Raw genomic sequence first — 20,188 nt, forward strand, 5'->3', positions numbered from 1 at the left:
AGACGGAGACAAATATGGCGGACGGCCCACGATGCGTTTTAATCGTCTAGACCTGAACCTGCTGGTGGCGCTCGATATCCTGATGGCCGAGCGCAGCATCACTCGTGCGGCCAACCGATTGAACCTGAGCCAGTCCGCGACCAGCGGCGTGCTGGCGCGGCTGCGCGAGTTTTTCGGCGATGAGTTGCTGGTGCAGGTAGGCCGCGCGATGGTGCTGACGCCCCTGGCTGTCAGCCTGGAGGCGCCGATACGCGATGTGCTGTTGCAGATCCAGTCCACCATCGACATTCGGCCGGCTTTCGTACCGGCCACCTCGGAGCGCCATTTTCGTATCATCAGTTCCGACTACCCGGCGACGGTACTGCTGGCCGAAGTGGGGCGGCGCCTGCATATTTCGGCGCCCCGGATGACGATGGAGATCATGGCGCCGCACGACGGCTTCCTGGAGCAAGTTGACCGCGGCGAGGTCGACATCCTGATCATGCCGGAGAAGTACCTGTCGCCGCAGCATCCGAGTGTGCCGCTGTTCGAAGACAGCTACAGTTGCGTGGTCTGGGCCAGCAATTCCGTTGTGGGCGACACGTTGACGCTCGAGCAGTTCATGGAGCTGGGCCACGTATCGACACTGTTCGGCATCCAGCGGCAGGCGCCCAGTTTCGAGGAATGGTTCATGCAGAGCGCAGGCCTGTCTCGGCGTATCGAGGCCACCACCAACACGTTCAGCGCGATGCCGCATTTCGTCATCGGCACAAACCGCGTCGCCACCATGCACACGCGGTTAGCGTCGCTGTATGCGCATTATTTCCCGCTTCGGCTCATCAAGCCGCCGTTGGACATGCCGCCGGTGATGGAGTGCATGCAGTGGCATAAATTCTCCGACAAGGATCCTGCCCACATCTGGTTCCGCAATGTCTTGAAGGAAGTCGCCGCCAGCAGAGCGCAGCACTTCGAAGGCTATTAAATGCGCGCCGTGCGGGTGGCTTGATAGGCTAGCAGGCGCCATGCGCCATCGTGCTGGCGCCAAACCTGCAACAGCTGGCAATGCACCGTCGCGGCGGCCACGGGCACCGGTGGCTGCACGGTCGTCGAGATGGTGCCGCGCATAATGGCGACCTGGCCGAATAACTGGATCTCCAGCGGCCCGCGCTCCACCGCCAGCGTGAGCGCCGGGCCAAGCGCCTGTGTCAGGTATGACGGCTTGTCGTGGGTTTCTCCCGTCGAATGCGTGTGCACCAGCACCGGATCGAGTATGTCGTCGAGCACCTGTCGATCGCGTTCGACCAGCGCGCGGCATCGCATCGCCTCTCGCTCGAGCAAGTTCTCCCGCATGCTCTCAGATAGTGACATACCGCTCCCTTCCTTTTCGATGGCCGATGCAGCCACATCATACGGAATTGGGACTTGGCGTATATGCGGATTTCTCAATCCGTGGTATCGGAAAAACCGAGCGGTGCCGGTGGCGGACCGGCCTCAGCGGTTTGGCGGTTCGGCCGGCGACGTTGCCGCCCGCGCAAGCCTGGCCATCGCTTCACGTGGACTCATACTGTCTTGATTCCAATATTGGCGTATCACCTCCCAGATCGCTTGCGTGGTGGCATACGGAAGTCCCATGCCGTGCGCAAAGCTGGGCAGCAGCGTGCCGCGCCTGGCGCTGGCGGCAAAGTCGCGGCTGGACTGGCGGGCGCATTCGTCAAAGCCATCGAGCTTGACGTCGCGCCGCACCGGGATCGAACCTTTGGCCAGGTTGAACGCTTGCTGGAAGTCCTTGCCCATGATCGCGCGCGCCAAGTCCTGCTGGGCCGCCTGGTTGGTCTGGCTCACTTTGAACATCGCGAGCGAATCGATGTCGAAGGTGAACGCCGCCGCCGATCCCGGCGCTGCGGTGCATAAGATATCGACGCCAGGCACTTTGCCAGCGGCACGGATCTCGCTCTTGGCCCAGTCGCCCATCAGCTGCATTCCCGCCTCGCCCTTGACCAGAGCGGCCGTCGCAGCCACCCAATCGCGGCTGCGGCCGTGCGGTTCGGTGTAGCGCTTGATGCGTTTGAAGGTCAACAGAACCTGCTCCATTTGCGGGCTATTGAGCGCGGCCGGATCGCGTTGCATGAAGGCGCGCTTGTAGAACTCGGCGCCCGCAATGCCGATCACCACGGTCTCGAAGGTGCCCAGGTCCAGCCACGACTGCCCGGAATAGGCCAGCGGTGCGATACCGGCCTTGCGCATGGCGTCCGCCACCGCAAAGAACTCGTCCCATGTGGTTGGCAGCCTGGCATTGACCTTCCTGAGCGCGGCGGCATTGACCCACAGCCAGTTTACCCGGTGAACATTCAGCGGCGCGGCGACATAGTGGCCGTTGACTTTCATCGTGTCGCTGACGATCTTGGGCAGCAAGTCGTCCCAGCGTTCGGCCTTGGCCACCGCGTCGATATTGGCCAATTTGCCGGCATGCGCCCATTCCTCGATGGTTGCGCCCTTGACCTGCGCCGCCGTTGGCGGATTGCCCGACATGACGCGCGAACTTAACAGCGTCAACGCCAGCCCGCCGCCGCCGTCGGCGACCGCGAAATCCTTCCAGGTATGGTTCCTTGCGCGTATCGAGGTTTTCAATTGCGCCAGCGCCCCGGCTTCGCCTCCGCTGGTCCAGAAATGCAGCACTTCGACCTCGCCTGCGCTGGATTGCAGCGACAGGGACAGCAGCAGCGGCAAGAGCGCCCGGGCAAGCCGGTGCGCGCGCGGGCAGGGCTGTTTCATACCTGTTCTTCCTTGTCTGCCAGCGCCAGTCCGATGACGACGCGCAGGCCGCGCGGCCGCACCTGCTCCAGCGTCACCGTTCCGTCGTGCCGCTCGACGATTTCCTTGACGATCGCGAGTCCCAGGCCGCAGCCGTTGCCGCCGTGGGTGGCGCGCACAAAGCGCTCGAACACCCGCGCATGTTCGGCCTCGGGCAGGCCGGGACCGTTGTCCTCGACGATCAGCAGCGCCGTGCCGCTGCGTTGCTGCACGCGCACAGTGAGCTCGGCGCCGACACCGGCGTACTGGATGGCGTTGTCGATCACATTACTTAATGCCTCACGCAACAGCATGGCGTTGGCACGTACCACGACCGGGGCCTCGGCGCCATCGTCGTCCATGCCCAAGTCCTGACCGGCGCGCAGCGCGCGCGGCACCAGTTGGGCCACCAGTTCGCTGGCGAACTGGCGCAGTTCGAGGCGTTCTCTTCCCGGCATGGCCGCGCCGTTGGGCTCCGCGTGCGCCAGCGCCAGGAGCTGGGACACCAGGTGCGCGCTGCGTGTTGCGCTCTGATGCACCAGCTCCAGACGCTTGCGCTGCTCCGGGTCGGTGGCCGCCTGTAGCGCTAGTTTGGTTTGGCTCTGCAGGCCTGCCAGCGGGGTGCGCAGCTGGTGCGCGGCGTCGCCGATAAAGCGCTTTTGCGCGCCGACCTGGCGCTGCACGGCTGCCAGCAAGTCGTTCAGGGCGGTGGCCAGCGAGCGCAATTCCACCGGCGCCAAATCCAGCTTGAGCGGCGTCAGGTCGTCCGGCGCGCGGCTCTCGACTTCGCGCCGCAAGCGTGCCAACGGCGCCAGTCCGGCGCGGATGCCGTAGCTGACAATGAGGGTCATCAGCAGTACCAGCACGGACAGCGGCAGCAAAGTGTCGGCGAGAATGGCGCGCGCCAGCTCTTCGCGGTTGGTGCTGCTGCGCGCGACCTGCACCAGCATGGTCTGCTTGGGGGCGGCGATATCCCCGAAGGCGACGTACAGGGCCACGATGCGCATCTGTTTTTCCGGGCCACGCGCGCCATCGGCCGGCGCCACCGAGCTGTCGTAGAAGTAGGGCGTATCGAGCTTGCGGGCCTTGATCGGCGGGGGCGGCGGCAGCGTATTGTTACCGAGGATGAAACTGCCGGGCGGGGTGCTGACGGTGTACATCAGCCGATCCTTGGGGTCCGCTTCCAGTACATCCTGGGCGGCGCGCGGGAAGTCGATCAGCAGGCCCTGGTCGATCGGTTTGAGCTGCCGCAGCAGGGCGCGCGAGGCTTGCACCAGGCTCGCATCGATGGCGCGATTGGCATAGTTTGCGGCCAGGCGGTAGGTCGCCAGGCCGCCGGCAAGCCACAGCACCAACTGCGGGAGTAGCAGCCACAGCGTCAGTTTGCGGGACAGGGAGACCATGCCCGCCTATCCGGCCTGAACGCCGGGCTTGCCTGATTCTTCCAGTAGATAACCAAGCCCGCGTACCGTGCGGATGTCGAGGCCCGAGCCTTCCAGGCGCCGGCGCAGACGGTGAATGTAGACCTCGATCGCATTGCCGGCACCGACGCCGCCCCCGTCGTTGGCCCATACCTGCGTGATCTGGTCCTTGGTCACCACATTGTCGCGATGTATCAGCAGCAATTCCAGCAGCGTGTACTCGCGCGGACTCAGTTCGAGCGCCTGGCCGTTGACGGCGGCGCGGCGGTTCTTGGCGTCGAAGATCAGGGCGCCGCAACTGAGGTCGGCGCTGGCGGTGACCGCCTTGGCCCGGCGCAAGAGGGCGCGCAGACGCGCCTCCAGTTCCGGAAAGTCAAACGGTTTGGTGATGTAGTCGTCGGCGCCGGCATTGAGTCCCGCCACCCGGCTATCGAGGCCGTCCTGTGCGGTCAGCACCACCACCGGCATCTGCTCGTTCGCCACGCGCAGCTCGCGCAGCACGGTCAAACCATCCACCATCGGCAGCCCGAGGTCGAGGATGGCCAGGTCGAAGTGGTGTCTTTGCAACAGGTACTGCGCGACCGGACCGTTGGGGGCCAGTTCCACCGCATAGCCGAGGTGGCGCAACTGCGCGCTCAGGGCGTCGGCCAGCATGGTGTCGTCTTCTGCGAGGAGTATTTGCATGGACAAAGTTTAACAATATATGAACCCGCATGCCAGCGACTTCGATCACGAATGTGATTGTATCGAATCGTCGGCATTACCGAGATTTACATTAAATTAATGTGACGCTATATTTTATTAACGATTGTTAATGTTGAAAATTCAGCGATGACGAACGTTGGGGCAGTCATCTCCCCACCCATACAAACAAAAAACTACACCATGGAGACAGAGTTGGAAAAGACACCGTATAAGCAAAAAGCCCTGGTTGCGGCCATCGGCGCCATCCTGGCGGGCACTTCCGTCATCGCAGCCGCCCAGAACGTAGCGCCGGATACCGTTGCCGAGAAGGCGGCGGCGGAAGCCAAACCGGCGCCGGTCGACAATGTCGTCACCGTGACCGGCACCAGCATTCGCGGCGTCGCGCCGGTCGGCGCCGGCTTGACCAAGATGAGCATTGCCGAGATCGCCGCCACCGGCGCCACCACCGGCACCGAGATGCTGCGCGCGCTGCCGCAGTTGAACAACTTCAACACCACCGGCAACAACACGGGCAGCAACCAGGCCAACTTTGTCGACCAGCCGGCGGTGCACGGCATCGGCGTGGGCAACGGCGGCGGCGGCCTGACCTTGCTGCTGCTGGACGGCCACCGCCTGCCGGGCGCCGGCATCAACCAGACCGCGCCGGACGCCGGCGGCATTCCGCTGTCCGCGCTGCAACGCGTCGAAGTGATGGCCGACGGTGGCTCCTCCATCTACGGATCGGACGCCATCGCCGGCGTGGTCAACTTCGTCACCCGCCGCAACTTCAACGGCGCCGAGACGGGCTTGACTAGCGGCACCGGCAACGGCTACCGCACGACGAACTTCAGCCAGCTGCTCGGCAAGACCTGGGACGGCGGCGGCTGGCTGCTGTCTTACGAGCACACGCACAACACGGCGCTGGCCGGTACCAAGCGCGACTATATCGTCAACGACCAGCGCCGCTTCGGCGGTCCCGACAGCCGGTCGACGCTCTGCAACCCGGCTAACATCGCCATGAACGGCGCGGCCTATACATTGAATGCGGGCGGCGCCATTGTGCCCGGCACTACCAACTGCGAGGTGAACCGTGCGACGGACCTGTATCCCGCGCAAACGCGCGACTCCGTGTTCTCGTCGGTGCGCCAGCACGTCACCGAGAATACCGAGCTGTACGGCAGCGTGCTGGCGTCGCACCGCGAGGTCAAGTCGCACGTCGCCGGGGACGGTATCACCAGCGGCGGCACCTCGGTCAACGTGCCTTCGACCAGTCCGTTCTACCGGCCGATCAACGGCTCCACCGCGACCCAATCGGTGACCTACAATCCGTCGGCCGACTTCGGTCCATCGTTTACCAACAACATCAAGACCAAGACGCTGTCGCTGGTGGCGGGCGCCAACGTCGAGCTGTCCGGCGGCTGGAACGCCAAGGTGGAGTTGAACTATGGACTGGAGCGCGACGATGTCCGCAACCACGGCATCAACCAGGCGCTCGCCGCGAGCAGCGCCGAGAACGGTACCTTCAATCCCTACGGCGTCGGCGCGGCCACCGAGCCGGGGCTGCTGGCGCGCATCGGCAACTATGAAACCCGCTACTATGCGCGCCAAACGCTCAAGGAAGGCCAAGCCAAGCTCGACGGCGGAATCTTCAACATTCCGGGCGGCGAGGTCAAGCTGGCGGTGGGTGTGGATGTGCGCCAGGAGGGGTTCGATGGCCTGGTCGTCACCGGGCCGCGCGACGCCGGCAACCCCTACAATGCAGGCGGTACCCGCACCAGCCGCTCGGCGTTTGGCGAGCTGTTCTTCCCGTTGGTGGGCAAGGCCAACGGCGCTCCGGGCATCGAAAAACTCGACCTGTCCCTGGCCGCGCGCTACGACAACTACAGCGACGTCGGCAGCACCACCAATCCCAAGGCGGGTGTGACCTGGACCGTGGTCGAGGGCGCGCAACTGCGCGCCAGCGCCGGCCGCTCGTTCCACGCGCCAAGCCTGGCCGACGCCGGCACCGCCATCGACACGCGCGCCATCCGCTTCCCTTGCATCGCCGGCGGCTACATCGGCTGCGCCGCCGCTGGCGCGTCCGATTACACCGTGGTGCTAGCAGGCGGCAACAGCGGCCTGCAACCGGAGAAGGCGACCACCTACAACTTCGGCTTCGACCTGGGACCATCGCTGCTCAAGGGCTTCAAGTTGAGCATGTCGTATTTCATCATCAACTACGACGATGTGATCACCTTCCCGACCTTCGCCCCGGTCACCAACCCGCTGGCAGCGTATGACAAGTACCGCACCGTGCGCCCGGCCGGCGTCAGCGACGCGCAATGGCTGGCGGTGATCCAGCCCATGCTGAACGGCTTCCGCCACGACGGCCAGGTCTATCCCGACGTCACCGCGCTGCCGACCGCCGTCTATGACCTGCGCCGCCAGAACTTTGCCGACGAGCGCATACATGGCATCGACTTCGATATCGGCTACGGTTTCCGCAACGACCTCGGAAAATGGAACGTGAACCTCGCGGGCACCCGCATGCTGAAGTTCGATCAGATCGTGCCTGGCGTGGCCGAAAAGATCGACCTGCTGGGCACCAATTATGCAATCAAGACCAAGGCGCGCGCGCAACTGGGCTGGTCCAGCGGCGACTTTGCCGCCAGCGTCTTCTACAACTACACCGGCGGCTACCGCAACTCGATCAGCACCGGTGTGCAGCAGGTCGCCTCGTTCAATACGGTCGACACCAACTGGGCCTGGTCGCTGCCCAACACCGACGGCTGGTTGAAAGGCGCGAAGCTCACGCTGAACATCAGCAATCTGTTCGACCGCAATCCACCGGTCTACTACACCAGCGGCAACAACGGCTTGATCGGTTTCGATGCGCAATCCGCTTCAGCCCTGGGCCGCGTGGTTTCGCTCGGTTTCCACAAGGACTGGTAAGCCTGTTGCGGGGCGGCCTGACAACGGCCGCCATCCGCTGTTTCAACATTTTTTTGACGATAGAGAGAGTAAAACGTGATCCCATTTCCAAAGTGGAACGATGATTTAACCGCTGGCATGAGCGAGCCGGAGCTGTTGCTGTACCGCTCCAACTTGCTGGGCTCGGACCTGCGCATTACGAACTACGGCGGCGGCAACACGGCGGCCAAGGTGGAACTGCCCGACCCCGTCACCGGCGAGCCGACGCGGGTTCTGCTGGTAAAGGGTTCCGGCGGCGACTTGGGATCGATGAAGATGGACGGTTTTTCCTCGCTGTACATGGACAAGCTGAACGGTCTGAAGAAGCGGTACCGTGGCGCCGATTTCGAAGACGAGATGGTGGCCTACCTGCCGCACTGTACCTTCAACCTCAATCCGCGCGCGGCCAGCATCGATACGCCGCTACACGCCTATCTGCCGTTCCGCCATACCGATCACATGCACCCCGACGCCCTGATCGCCGTCGCGGCCACCGCCAACAGCGAGCAGCTGACGCGCGAAATCTTCGGCGGCGAATTGGGCTGGATGTCGTGGCGCCGTCCCGGCTATGAACTCGGCTTGCAGCTGGAAGCCTATTGCAAGGCCAATCCGGGCATTCGCGGCCTGATCCTGGCCGGACACGGCCTGTTCACCTGGGGCGACACCGCCCGCAGCTGCTACGACAACACCGTGGCCGTGATTGAAAAAGCCAACGCCTGGCTGGCGGCCAGGGGCGCCGGCCGCAGCGCCTTCGGCGGCGGCAAGTTGAGCAGCCTGGCCGACGCCGACGGTGATGCGATCTTGGGCCGCGTGCTGCCGGTCTTACGCGGGCTGGCCTCGGCCAACGGCGTGTACAAGCTGGCGCACGTGGACCGTAGTGCCGTAGTGCAGGAGTTTGTCAACTCGGTGCAGCTGGAAGAACTGGCCGCGCTGGGCACGTCGTGCCCGGACCACTTCCTGCGCACCAAGATCCGCCCGGCCGTGGTGCCGCCGTCGATCTGGTCGCTGGAGGAGGCAGAACTGCGCCCCGCGCTCGAGACGCTGCTGGCCGCGTACCGCGCCGACTACGCCGCCTACTATGAACGCTGCAAGCGTGAAAACAGCCCGGCGATGCGCGACGCCAATCCAGTGGTGTTCCTGCTGCCGCAAATCGGCATGGTCACGCTGGCCAAGGACAAAGCGACCGCCCGCATCGCCGGCGAATTCTATGTCAATGCCGTCAACGTGATGCGCGATGCCAATCTGGTGGACAAGTACGTCGGGCTGCCGGAACAGGAAGCGTTCGACATCGAATACTGGTTGCTGGAGGAAGCCAAGCTGCAGCGCATGCCCGCGCCGAAAGCGCTTGCGGGCAAGATCGCCGTGGTGACCGGTGCCGCGGGCGGCATCGGCCGCGCCATCGCTGAACGCTATCTGAAGGAGGGCGCATGCGTGGCGCTGCTGGATATCGATGCCGAAGCACTGTCGCAGGTTGGCGGCGAGCTGGCGAAGACCTATAGCCGGGACGTGGTGCACAGCGCGGTCTGCGATGTCACCAAAGAGGAATCGATCCAACTGGCCTTGCGCGGCACCGCGCTGGCCTTCGGCGGCGTCGACCTGCTGGTCTCCAACGCCGGTATCGCCTCTTCCGCGCCGATCGAAGACACCAGCCTGGAATTGTGGAACCGCAATCAGTCCATCCTGGCCACCGGCTACTTCCTGGTCGGCCGCGAAGCCTTCCGCACCATGAAGGCGCAGGGTGTCGGCGGCGCGATGGTGTTCATCGCCAGCAAGAACGGTCTGGTGGCGTCGAACCAGGCGGCCGCCTACTGCGTTGCCAAGGCTGCCGAGATCCAGCTGTCGCGGTGTTTCGCGCTGGAAGGCGCGCCCCTTGGTATCCGCTCGAACGTCGTCAATCCGGATGCGGTGATACGCGGCTCGCGCATCTGGTCGGGTGACTGGAGCAAAGAGCGCGCGCAAGCGAACAAGATCGGGGAGGGCGATCTGGAAGAGTTTTACCGCCAGCGCTCCATGCTCAAGCGCAGCGTGCTGCCGGAGGATATCGCCGAAGGCGCGTACTTCTTCGCCGCCGAACATTTGTCGGGCAAGTCCACTGGCAACATCCTCAACGTCGACGGCGGCAACCTGATGGCATTCACCCGCTAAGGCACCATGATGAACAACACTGTCATTACTTCTTCCGCCGTGGAGGCGGGCAACGCGGCGCTGATCAACGCCGTGCGCCAGGACTACGCGGCGCTCGGCGAACAATTGGCGCGCCGTAACATCGACATCGGCCTGATCAAAGCGCAGGCCGGCACTTTCGCGGTCGCGCTGCCTAGCTGGGGCGTCGGCACCGGCGGCACCCGCTTTGCGCGCTTCGCCGGCGTGGGCGAGCCGCGCAATGTGTTCGACAAAATCCAGGACTGCGGCGTGGTGCACCGGCTCACCCGTGCCACGCCGACGGTCTCGCCCCACCTACCGTGGGACAAGGCGAGCGACTACCGGGAGTTGCGCGAGCATGCCGCCAGCTTCGGCCTGAGCTTTGACTGCGTCAACTCCAACACCTTCCAGGACCAGCCCGGGCAAGCGCTGAGCTACAAGTTCGGCAGCCTGAGCCATGCTGATGCCGCGACCCGCCAGCAGGCGGTCGAGCACAACATCGAGTGCATCGAGATCGGCAAGCAACTCGGCTCCAAGGCGCTGACGGTGTGGGTCGGTGACGGCTCGAACTTCCCCGGCCAGAACAATTTCACCCGCAGCTTCGAGCGCTACCTCGACAGCAACCGCCAGATCTACGCCGCGCTGCCGGACGACTGGAGCATGTTCCTCGAACACAAAATGTTCGAGCCGGCCTTCTACTCGACCGTGCTGCAGGACTGGGGCAGCAGCTACCTGGCCGCCAGCACGCTGGGCGACAAGGCCCGTTGCCTGGTCGACCTCGGCCACCATGCGCCCAATGTCAACATCGAGATGATCGTCGCCCGGTTGGTCCAATTCGGCAAGCTGGCCGGCTTCCATTTCAACGACAGCAAGTACGGCGACGATGACCTCGACAGCGGTTCGGTCAATCCCTATCAGCTGTTTTTGATCTTCAATGAATTGGTTGACGCGGCCACGCGCCACGCCACCAACTTCGAGCCGGCCTACATGCTGGACCAGTCGCACAACGTGACCGATCCGATCGAAAGCCTGATGAACAGCGCGATGGAGGTGCAGCGCGCCTATACACAGGCGCTGCTGATCGATCGGGAAACCCTGACAGGATTCCAGGAGGCGAACGACGCGCTGAGCGCGACCCGCACGCTGAAGCAGGCGTACACCACCGACGTCTCGCCGATCCTGGCCATGCTGCGGCTGGAGCAGGGCGGCGCGATCGATCCGATCGCGGCCTATCGGGCGGAGGGCTATCGCGCCCGCGTTGGCGCCGAGCGGCCAGCCGTGCGCAGCTCCGGCGGGGGCATAGTGTGATGCGGGCGAAGGGTTCGGACGCATGAGTGGGGACGGTAGCGGCGCGGTGTACGTCGTGCTTGATATCGGCAAGACCAACGTCAAGCTGACAGCGCTCGACGATTCGGCGGCGGTGCTGGTCGAAGCGCGGCGCGCCAATCAGCCGTCGACGCGGCCGCCATATCGCCAGCACGACATCGACGGCATCTGGACATGGCTGCTGGCGACGCTGGGCGACTGGGCGGGACGTTTCGATATACGCGCCATCGTGCCCGTCGCCCACGGCGCCACCGCTGCGCTGGTCGATGCCGACGGCCTGGTTCTGCCCGTGCTGGACTACGAGGCGGCGCTGGAACCGGTGCTGTCGCCGGTCTACGAGAAAGTGCGGCCGCCTTTCGCTCAGACTTGCTCGCCGGCGCTGCCGGCCGGCCTGAATCTGGGCAGGCAGCTGCATTGGCAGCAACGCAACCATGGCGGCGCGTTCCGCCGCGCGCGACACATCTTGATGTATCCGCAGTATTGGGCATGGCGTCTGAGCGGGGTGCCCGCCGCTGAAGTGACATCGCTGGGCTGCCATACGGACTTGTGGCAGCCCGGCGCCGGCGCCTATTCGTCGCTGGTGGAGGCAATGGAATGGCGGGAGTTGATGCCGCCACTGCGGCCCGCCGGCGCCGTGCTGGGAGTCCTGCTGCCGGAGCTTGCCGCCCGCACCGGCCTGCGTGCCGATTGCCGCATCGTCTGCGGCATCCACGACAGCAACGCATCGCTGTTGCGTCATCTGGATGGCCATCGCAAGACAGTGCTGTCGACCGGTACTTGGGTGATCGCCGCCGCCTTGGGGGCGCCTGTGCTCGCGCTGGCGGAGGGGCGGGACATGCTGGCCAACGTCAGCGCCGCCGGCGCACCCGTGTCGTGCATGCGCTTCATGGGCGGGCGCGAATTCTCGGAACTGGCCGGCGTCGCGCCGGAGGTATGCAGCGTCGCCGACCTGACCCACCTGATTGCACGCATGACGATCGCGGTTCCGTGTTTTGCGCCCATCGGCGGGCCGTTCAATGGACAGCCGGGCCGCGTACTTGGCCCGCCGGCCGCGACGGCGGCGGAGCGCTATGCGCTGGCCACGCTGTACTGCGCACTGATGACCGATTACTGTCTTGAGTGCCTGGATGGCGATGCGCCCGTCGTGATCGAGGGCAGTTTCAGCGCCAACCCATATTTCGGGCCGCTGCTGGCGGCGTTGCGGCCCGGCCGCATCGTTACCGTCTCGGAGGATGCCAGCGGCACCACTTCCGGCGGCTGGATGCTGGCTACCGGAAAAGCCCTGCCGGCCGGTTCCCCATCCGAACCGGTAACGCCGTTACGTTTGCTGGGGCTCGCTTCCTATGCGCGGCACTGGCGCGCCGTCAGCGCGGCGCAACTGAGTAATTTGTGAGGGAGTATCGATGTCTGTCATAACCTGTGTCGAGGATCTGCGGGTGCTGGCGCAACGCCGCGTTCCCCGCATGTTCTACGACTATGCCGATTCCGGTTCCTGGACCGAATCGACCTACCGCGCCAACAGCGATGATTTTGCTGCGATGAAGCTGCGCCAGCGCGTCGCGGTCAATCTTGAGAACCGGACGCTGGCGACGACGATGGTCGGCCAGGATGTCAGCATGCCGGTGGCGCTGGCGCCGACCGGCCTGACCGGCATGCAGCATGCCGACGGCGAGATCCTGGCCGCCAGGGCGGCCGAAAAGGCCGGCGTGCCTTTCACGCTGTCGACGCTGTCGATCTGCTCGATCGAAGATGTCGCCGCCCATACGGGCAAGCCGTTCTGGATGCAGCTGTACGTCATGCGGGACCGCGACTTCATCCTGCGACTGATCGACCGCGCCAAGGCCGCCAACTGCTCGGCGCTGGTGTTGACGCTGGACCTGCAAATCCTGGGCCAGCGCCACAAGGACATCCGCAATGGCCTGTCGGCGCCGCCCAAGCTCACCCTGTCCAACATTCTGAACCTCATGACCCGGCCGCGCTGGTGCGCCGGCATGTTGGCGACGTCCCGGCGCGGCTTCGGCAACGTGGTCGGCCACGCCAAGGGCGTCTCCGATATGTCGTCGCTGTCGGCTTGGACTTCGCAGCAGTTCGATCCCGCGCTGTCGTGGGACGACGTCCAATGGATCAAGGAGCGTTGGGGCGGCAAGTTGATCATCAAGGGCATCATGGACGCGGAGGATGCGCGGCACGCGGTCGGCAGCGGCGCCGACGCGCTGATCGTCTCCAACCACGGCGGGCGCCAGCTCGATGGCGCGCCTTCCAGCATCGCGGCATTGCCGGCCATCGTCGACGCCGTGGGCGACCGGATCGAGATCCATATGGACGGCGGCATTCGTTCGGGGCAGGACGTCATCAAGGCCGTGGCGCTGGGCGCGCGCGGCGTCTACATCGGCCGCGCGTTCCTGTACGGCCTCGGCGCCGGCGGGGAGCGGGGTGTGACCACATGCCTGGAGCTTATCCGCAAGGAACTGGACCTCACCATGGCGTTTTGCGGCTTGAGCGACATCCGCAAGGTCGACCGTGCGATTTTGATCCCTTTCCCGTGCCGCTAACTAGCGAGACCATTAAAAAAATGGCAGCAAGGAGACAGTTTTGACGCATCAAGAACGACAAAAGCGCGTGCTGAGGCTACTGGCCGAACACGGCGCCGCCACGGTTCCGCAACTGGTCGATTGGCTGGGTGTATCGGTGGCGACGATACGGCGCGACCTGCGCCTGCTCGACGCGGCGCAGCACCTGCGCCGCACGCGCGGTGGCGCGCGGCGCGTGGAGCCGAAAGGCACTCCACGGCTCAGGAGCATGTCCTTCGAGGCCAATATGTCGCACAACCTGGAGCGCAAACGCGCGATCGCCCGCCGCGCGGTTGAACTGTGCGCCGACGGCGACACGGTATTGATCGGCGGCGGCACCACCACTTTTCAGATGGTCGATTTCATGGCCGGCAGGCGCATGCGCGTGATGACCAATTCCTTCGAGTTGGCGCGCCATTCGATCACCACGTCCGACAACGAGGTAATACTGGCCGGTGGCAAAATCTATCCGGAGCAGGGTGTCATCCTGAGCCCTTTCGAGCGCGAGGCCATGCAGTATTGCTACGCCAACCACCTATTCATGGGCATTCATTGCCTGTCGTCGCTGGGCTTGATGGAAGCCGACCCCTTGCTGATCCAGGCGGGGCACCGCCTGATTCCGCAGGCGCAGCAGGTGACGGTGCTGGCCGATTCCTCCAAGTTCGCCAGCAAGGGCGGCATGTTTCTGTGCTCGCTCGACAAGATCGCCCGCGTCATCACCGACACCGGCGCGCCCGATGCCGGCATCCAGATGTTGGAGCGCGCCGGCGTGCAGGTGCAGATTGTCGAAGCCGACGCTGACACCGGCTGCCAGCGCATGCCCCTGATCCCATCCATATACGTTCCCGGTCGCCGGAAACGCCCCTAATGACCAACATAGAGGAGTTCATGAAGCCTAGTCCAGAAGAAATTGCGCGCGCCGTCGCGGCGGAGGAAGCCCGCAGGATAAATTTGCCCGCCGGCGCACCGGTGACGATGTTCCTGAGCACCGCGCAAGCGTTGATCCCACAGCTGATCGAGCGGGACGTGCGCGCCGACGCGCTGGTCGAGGCGCAGCCGAGGCCCGATCTGCCGCTGCGTTTCGTGATGCGCAAGACCGCAGACGGAGCGGCGTTGGACGACCACGTCTGGCATGAGGGGGAAGAGTTCATCGTCGATTTCGGCGAACATTTGACAGGCTACCTGTCGTTCCGCGTCGGCCCTGTCGGTAGCGTGGCGGACAGTCCGATTCGCCTGCGCCTGACCTTCGGCGAGGTGCCGACCGACGTCGCCGAGCCGCTTTACCCTTACCGCGGCTGGGTCAGCGCGGCATGGTTGCCGGACGAAGTGGTCACGATCGACGATCTGCCGTCCGCCTTCCGGATGAGCCGCCGCCATGCCTTCCGCTATGTGAAGGTGGAGGTGCTCGCCGCCTCGCGCCGCTTCGGATTACGCTTCCAGCGCGTGACGGCGCATGCCGTCACATCAGCCACCAGCGCGCCTTCGTCGCTGCCGGATAGCTATCCAGAGTGGGTGAGGCGCGTCGACCTGGTGTCGCAGTTCACGCTGCGCGACTGCCTGCAAACCTGTTTCGAGGATGGACCAAGGCGGGATCGCCGCTTGTGGGTGGGCGACCTGCGCCTGCAGGCGCTGGCCAGCTACGAAACGTTCCGTGCCAACGACGTGGTCAAACGCTGCCTATACCTGTTCGCCGGCCTGCCGCGTTCCGACGGCCTGGTGAACGGCTGCGTCTATGAGCGGCCGGTGCCGACCTACGCGGACACCACAACGCTCGACTACGCGGCGCTGTACTGCGTCACTTTGCAAGAGTATGTGGCCGCGACCGGCGACACCGATTGTGGACGGGAGCTATGGCCGGTCGCACGGCGGCAGATCGATTGCCTGCTGGCCAGGCTCGACGACACGCTGATGTTCCACGATACGGGTGAGACCTGGTGCTTCATCGATTGGGCCTTCGGGCTGGATAAAAGCGCCGCGACCCATGCGGTCATCGTTTTCGCCTTGCGCCGCATGGTGAAGCTGGCGGAAATGCTGGGTGCCTCGGCGGAGATCGGCCACTATGCCGCCATCATCGACGGCATGTGCGCGGCAGCGCGTACGCAGTTGTTTCATGCGGGCCGTGGCGTTTACACCAGCGGGCCGGATCAGCAGGTCTCGTGCGCCACGCAAGCGTGGATGGTGCTCGCGGAGATTCCCGAATCCCCGGCCACCGCGCAGGCGGCGCTGCGTAACGCACTGGCCGATCCAACCGCCGTGCGACCGATTACGCCGTACTCCTACCACTATCTGGCGGAGGCCATGCTGGCCTGCGGCATGCGCGACGAGGCGCTTGAACTGGTGCGTTCGTACTGGGGAGCGATGCTGGACGCCGGCGCGGACACCTTCTGGGAAGCCTTCGATCCTGAGGATCCGTTGACGTCGCCCTATGGTGACATCCACGCCAATAGCTACTGCCATGCGTGGAGCTGTTCGCCGACCTGGCTGTTTCGCGCATGCGGGCTTGGGCTGTCCGGCGAGGAGCCTGCATGAAAGACGTCACCTTCACCGCAACCCGCCTGCGCGAGCTGCCACGCTCGGCCTGGCGGGTCGCCATCCTGGCCGGCATGGCCTCGTACCTCGACGCCGGCGCGATCATCACCAGCGGCGGTGCGCTGGTGCTGTACAAGGAGCATTTCGGCCTGACGCTGTCGCAGATCGGCCAGCTTTCAGCGTTGCTGACGGCGTTATTCGCGATCGGCGCGCTGGTCGGCGGCGGCCTGGGCGACCGTTACGGCCGCCGCAAGGTGTTCACCGTGACGATGGTCGGCCTGGCGATAGGCACCGCGATGCTGGCGTTCGCCCCCGGCGTAGCGATGCTGTACGCCGGCACGGCGGTGGTGGGCTTTTGCATCGGCGCCGACTTGCCGGTGTCGATGGCGATGATCGCCGAAGAGGCGCCACCTGGCTACAAAGGCAGGCTAATCGCCTTTTCCCATGTGCTGTGGATGGCGGCCATCGGCGTCGCGTTCGTGCTGCAGATCGTGGTGGGCGATCTTGGCGCGTTCGGTGGCCGCATCATGTGGGCCCACATCCTGATCGTAACGCTATTGGTGCTTGGGCTTCGGTCGACGCTGCCCGAGTCGCAGGAGTGGGTCAGGGCGCACGCGCGGCGCGGCGAAAAGGATCTCGCGGGCGTGGCCATCGAATCGAGTGGCCTGCGCCAGCTGTTCGGGCGCCGCTACATTGGTCCGTTCGTGGCGCTGGCCTTGTTCTACGGCGTATTTAATCTGGCGGCCAATACGGGCGGCCAGTTCGGCACCTTGCTCTACACCGAGCTGGCGCATACGTCGGTGTCGGTCGCCGGCATGATCAACACCCTCCAGTTGGCCGTGTCCTTCCTGTGCGCGATCATCTTTATGCGCACCGTCGATTTGCCTTCGCGTATGTCGTGGTTCCTGGTGGGCGGCATCCTCGCGGTGGGCGGCCAGGCTATCCCGGTGATATTCGGCGTCAACGTCGTCTCGCTGGCGGCATGGCAGATCTTGCAGGGCATCGGCGGAGCCTTCGCCGGCGAGTCGATGTGGAAGGTGTGGAGCCAGGAGCTGTTTCCGACGCTGTTGCGGTCGACCGCCCAGGGAGCATCCACCTTCTTCACCCGCATGCTGGCGGCGGTATCCGCGCTTGGCACGCCATACCTGATCCAAAGCGGGCCTTCGACGCTGTTCATGACCCTGACGCTGGCGGTGGCCTTCACCACCACGCTAGGCTGGCTGTACATTCGCCGGCTGCCGACATCGGCGGCGCATTAATCTATTCCAACGGAGAGAGACAATGAAGATAAAGAAGAATTTACGCTACGCCGTCGCCATGACACTGGCGGTCGGCGGCCTGGCGCACGCGGCGGGGCAGGACGTGGCGGCGCAGCCGTGGCGCGACGCTAACCAGCCTGCCGAGGTGCGCGCGGCGCAGCTGCTGAAGGCGATGTCGCCGGAGCAGAAGGTCGCGCTGGTCAGCGCTGTCGATCCGGCCGAATTCGCGCCCCTCGCGCCGCTTGGCATACCGGCCATGACCCGCGTCGACGCCTCGTCGGGTTTGCGCGGCGATCGCGGCGTGACGGCGTTCCCGGTGCCGCTGCAGTTGGGCGCCACGTTCAGCGCGGAACTGGCATCCGAGTACGGCAGGGCGATAGCGCTCGAAGCACGTGGCAAAGGCTGGAATATCATTCTCGGACCGACGGTCGATGTCGCGCGCGACGGCCTTACGGGGCGGTTGACGGAATCCTTCGGCGAAGATCCTTTGCTTAACGCCGTCATGGGGACTGCGGTGGCCGCCGCGATGCAGGGCGAGGGCGTGGTGGCGATGGCGAAGCACTATACCGCCTACAACACGGAGCGCGAGCGCCTGACGATGGGCGTCGAGGTATCGCCGCGCGCGCTGCATGAAGTGTACAACCTGCCGTTCTACTATCTGATCGAGAAAGCTAAAATTGGTGCGCTGATGGGCTCATATCCGAAGGTGAACGGCAAGTTCATGCTGGAGAACCAGGCGCTGATTTCGCAGATCAAGCGGCACGGGTTCGATGGCTACATGGCCACGGACTTCATGGGCGGGCAAGATGGGGTAGCCCAGTTCAACGCCGGCATCGATTCCTGGTCGCTGCAGCCATTCCTGCGCAAGCCCGAAGCCCTGCGCGACGGCCGTATCGCGCAGGCCAGGCTGGACGACGCCGTGCGCCGCAACCTGTGGGCCTTGTTCTCGACCGGCGCCTATGACAGGCCGGTGACCGATACCCCTTCCGCCGTGGTCACCACGCCCGCGCACCAAGCCCTGGCGTTGAAGGTGGCGCAGGCGGGCATGGTACTGCTTAAAAACGAAGGCGGTGTGTTGCCGTTAAAACGTAGCGGCCAGATCGCCGTGATCGGCCCTGCGGGCAAGGAGACGGTGACAGGTGTCATGTGGTCCAGCTTTGTCGATCCGGGACAGTTTGCCACACCGGTCGACGCCATCGCCGCAGCCGGCACCGGCGCCAAGGTGGTTTATGCCCAGGGGTCGCTGGGGGATGTTACGCTGCCGACGTTGTCGGCTGACGGCGGCATATTCGCTCCGCCGGCGGCGCTGACGACGCCGGATGGAAAACCGGGCTGGCATGCTCGCTACTACGCAAGCGAGGAGCCCAACGGCGAGCTCGCGCTGCAGGAAACCGTGCTAGGCATCGATGTCAAACCAAGACCGAACGCCGCGCTGCCGGCCAAATGGTCGGCCAGGTGGACTGCCGACTATACGCCGCAGGGGGATGGCCTGGTGCGGCTGGCGGCCTCCGTTAGCGGGACCGTCAAGGTGACCGTGGACGGCAAGGCCGTCATCGAAGGCTTGCGGTCTACCGCCGAAGGCTTCCCCGGGTCCGGCCCATCGACCTATCCGCTCCAGGGAACGGTGCAGCTGTCGGCGGGCCGCAAGGTCCGGATCGAGGTTGAGTATTCGACGCGCGGTGCCTTCACGGGCAGCCGTATGCAGTTGGGATGGCAGCCGGTGTCGCAGATCCCGGAGGCAGTGGCGCTGGCGCGCAAATCGGATGTGGCGGTGGTGTTCGTCAATCAGGTGACGGGCGAAGAGATGGACCGCGACGATTACGCGTTGCCAGCCGACCAGGACGCGCTGGTTGAAGCCGTGGCGGCCGTCAACCCCAATACGGTGGTGGTGCTCAACACCGGGGGCGCCGTCAAGATGCCGTGGCTGTCCAAGGTCAAGGGCGTGGTGCAGATGTGGTACCCCGGCGCTGCGGCGGGCACCGGTATTGCGAGCGTGTTGTTCGGCGACGCCGACCCCGGCGGCCGACTGCCAATTTCGTTCCCGGCGGATGAAAGCCAGGGCGTACGTCCATATCGCGGCGGCGGCACGGTGCGCTATGACGAAGGCATCATGGTAGGCTATCGTTATTTGCAAAAGCACGGCCAGCAGCCCTTGTTTCCGTTCGGCTTCGGGCTGTCGTACTCCACGTATCGTTTGAGCGACCTTCAGGTGCGCAAGCCCGCCGGCAGCGGCGCGGCGGCGACCGTTTCAGTCCGGGTAAAGAATTCCGGCGCCCGCGCCGGCACCACTGTCGTTCAAGTCTACAGCGGCAAGTTGCCGGCGGCGATAGAGACGCCGGTGGCGAAACTGGTCGGATTCGCGCGCGTCGAACTGGGCAAAGGCGAGGAGCGTGTAGTCACGATCCCCATCGAACGGCGCCAGCTGTCGTATTGGGATGAAAAGACGGGCCGGTGGGTGATGCCCAAAGGCCGCGTGACGCTATCGGCCGGCCAAAATTCGGCCGACCTGGCGCTGAGTCAGGAACTGCTGCTGGACTAA

At 64.8% G+C, this 20,188-nt stretch carries 14 protein-coding genes; 10 read left to right on the forward strand and 4 right to left on the reverse strand.

Going from position 1 to position 20,188, the window contains the following annotated elements; genetic code table 11:
- The first annotated feature begins 31 nt into the window (after positions 1-31).
- Positions 32-961: a LysR family transcriptional regulator gene (locus ACZ0BA_RS06230; protein ID WP_463450455.1), complete on the forward strand. Its 930-nt coding sequence runs from the start codon at positions 32-34 to the stop codon at positions 959-961.
- On the opposite strand, the gene ACZ0BA_RS06235 is transcribed toward ACZ0BA_RS06230, so the two are convergent.
- The 4 genes from ACZ0BA_RS06235 to ACZ0BA_RS06250 all read right to left on the reverse strand — a co-directional run bounded on the left by ACZ0BA_RS06235 (position 958) and on the right by ACZ0BA_RS06250 (position 4,874).
- Complete coding sequence (locus ACZ0BA_RS06235) at positions 958-1,347, reverse strand: nuclear transport factor 2 family protein (protein ID WP_463450456.1); 390 nt, start codon at positions 1,345-1,347, stop codon at positions 958-960. The genes ACZ0BA_RS06230 and ACZ0BA_RS06235 overlap by 4 nt on opposite strands.
- 123 nt (positions 1,348-1,470) lie before the next feature.
- Positions 1,471-2,751: an ABC transporter substrate-binding protein gene (locus tag ACZ0BA_RS06240; RefSeq protein ID WP_463450457.1), complete on the reverse strand. Its 1,281-nt coding sequence runs from the start codon at positions 2,749-2,751 to the stop codon at positions 1,471-1,473.
- The gene (locus tag ACZ0BA_RS06245; RefSeq protein WP_463450458.1) at positions 2,748-4,172 is read right to left on the reverse strand and encodes a sensor histidine kinase; all 1,425 of its coding nucleotides are present in this window, start codon (positions 4,170-4,172) and stop codon (positions 2,748-2,750) included. Before ACZ0BA_RS06245 ends, ACZ0BA_RS06240 begins: the two co-directional genes overlap by 4 nt.
- 6 nt (positions 4,173-4,178) lie before the next feature.
- Entirely contained in the window at positions 4,179-4,874 is a 696-nt protein-coding gene (locus ACZ0BA_RS06250; protein ID WP_463450459.1) for a response regulator transcription factor, read from the reverse strand.
- 213 nt (positions 4,875-5,087) lie between these two features.
- On the opposite strand from ACZ0BA_RS06250, the gene ACZ0BA_RS06255 reads away from it, so the two are divergent.
- The 9 genes from ACZ0BA_RS06255 to ACZ0BA_RS06295 all read left to right on the forward strand — a co-directional run bounded on the left by ACZ0BA_RS06255 (position 5,088) and on the right by ACZ0BA_RS06295 (position 20,188).
- Positions 5,088-7,805, forward strand: a complete 2,718-nt coding sequence (locus ACZ0BA_RS06255; RefSeq protein WP_463450460.1) for a TonB-dependent receptor plug domain-containing protein — start codon at positions 5,088-5,090, stop codon at positions 7,803-7,805.
- 75 nt (positions 7,806-7,880) lie between these two features.
- Complete coding sequence (locus tag ACZ0BA_RS06260) at positions 7,881-9,968, forward strand: bifunctional rhamnulose-1-phosphate aldolase/short-chain dehydrogenase (RefSeq protein ID WP_463450461.1); 2,088 nt, start codon at positions 7,881-7,883, stop codon at positions 9,966-9,968.
- 9 nt (positions 9,969-9,977) lie between these two features.
- On the forward strand, positions 9,978-11,273 hold the full coding sequence (rhaI, locus tag ACZ0BA_RS06265) for an L-rhamnose catabolism isomerase (RefSeq protein ID WP_463450462.1): 1,296 nt from the start codon (positions 9,978-9,980) through the stop codon (positions 11,271-11,273).
- Between the two features lie 22 nt (positions 11,274-11,295).
- A complete protein-coding gene (locus ACZ0BA_RS06270; protein ID WP_463450463.1) occupies positions 11,296-12,684 on the forward strand; it encodes an FGGY-family carbohydrate kinase in 1,389 nt (462 codons plus the stop codon).
- 10 nt (positions 12,685-12,694) lie between these two features.
- Positions 12,695-13,843: an alpha-hydroxy acid oxidase gene (locus tag ACZ0BA_RS06275; protein WP_463450464.1), complete on the forward strand. Its 1,149-nt coding sequence runs from the start codon at positions 12,695-12,697 to the stop codon at positions 13,841-13,843.
- Positions 13,844-13,883: 40 nt separating this feature from the next.
- The gene (locus ACZ0BA_RS06280; protein WP_463450465.1) at positions 13,884-14,729 is read left to right on the forward strand and encodes a DeoR/GlpR family DNA-binding transcription regulator; all 846 of its coding nucleotides are present in this window, start codon (positions 13,884-13,886) and stop codon (positions 14,727-14,729) included.
- A 20-nt stretch (positions 14,730-14,749) separates the two neighbouring features.
- Positions 14,750-16,390, forward strand: a complete 1,641-nt coding sequence (locus ACZ0BA_RS06285) for an alpha-L-rhamnosidase-related protein (RefSeq protein ID WP_463450466.1) — start codon at positions 14,750-14,752, stop codon at positions 16,388-16,390.
- Positions 16,387-17,649, forward strand: coding sequence for an MFS transporter (locus ACZ0BA_RS06290; protein WP_463450467.1), 1,263 nt, complete (start codon positions 16,387-16,389; stop codon positions 17,647-17,649). The genes ACZ0BA_RS06285 and ACZ0BA_RS06290 overlap by 4 nt, the downstream gene beginning before the upstream one ends.
- Positions 17,650-17,671: 22 nt before the next feature.
- Complete coding sequence (locus tag ACZ0BA_RS06295; RefSeq protein WP_463450468.1) at positions 17,672-20,188, forward strand: beta-glucosidase; 2,517 nt, start codon at positions 17,672-17,674, stop codon at positions 20,186-20,188.

It is taken from the genome of Duganella sp. AC917 (assembly GCF_979258245.1).

Excerpts from the sequence above, each read along its gene's own strand:
- ACZ0BA_RS06235 (WP_463450456.1), bottom strand. The coding sequence starts at position 1,347 with ATGTCACTATCTGAGAGCATGCGGGAGAACTTGCTCGAGCGAGAGGCG.
- ACZ0BA_RS06240 (WP_463450457.1), bottom strand. The coding sequence starts at position 2,751 with ATGAAACAGCCCTGCCCGCGCGCGCACCGGCTTGCCCGGGCGCTCTTG.
- ACZ0BA_RS06270 (WP_463450463.1), top strand. The coding sequence starts at position 11,296 with ATGAGTGGGGACGGTAGCGGCGCGGTGTACGTCGTGCTTGATATCGGC.
- ACZ0BA_RS06285 (WP_463450466.1), top strand. The coding sequence starts at position 14,750 with ATGAAGCCTAGTCCAGAAGAAATTGCGCGCGCCGTCGCGGCGGAGGAA.
- ACZ0BA_RS06250 (WP_463450459.1), bottom strand. The coding sequence starts at position 4,874 with ATGCAAATACTCCTCGCAGAAGACGACACCATGCTGGCCGACGCCCTG.
- ACZ0BA_RS06275 (WP_463450464.1), top strand. The coding sequence starts at position 12,695 with ATGTCTGTCATAACCTGTGTCGAGGATCTGCGGGTGCTGGCGCAACGC.
- ACZ0BA_RS06245 (WP_463450458.1), bottom strand. The coding sequence starts at position 4,172 with ATGGTCTCCCTGTCCCGCAAACTGACGCTGTGGCTGCTACTCCCGCAG.
- ACZ0BA_RS06230 (WP_463450455.1), top strand. The coding sequence starts at position 32 with ATGCGTTTTAATCGTCTAGACCTGAACCTGCTGGTGGCGCTCGATATC.
- rhaI (WP_463450462.1), top strand. The coding sequence starts at position 9,978 with ATGAACAACACTGTCATTACTTCTTCCGCCGTGGAGGCGGGCAACGCG.
- ACZ0BA_RS06290 (WP_463450467.1), top strand. The coding sequence starts at position 16,387 with ATGAAAGACGTCACCTTCACCGCAACCCGCCTGCGCGAGCTGCCACGC.
- ACZ0BA_RS06295 (WP_463450468.1), top strand. The coding sequence starts at position 17,672 with ATGAAGATAAAGAAGAATTTACGCTACGCCGTCGCCATGACACTGGCG.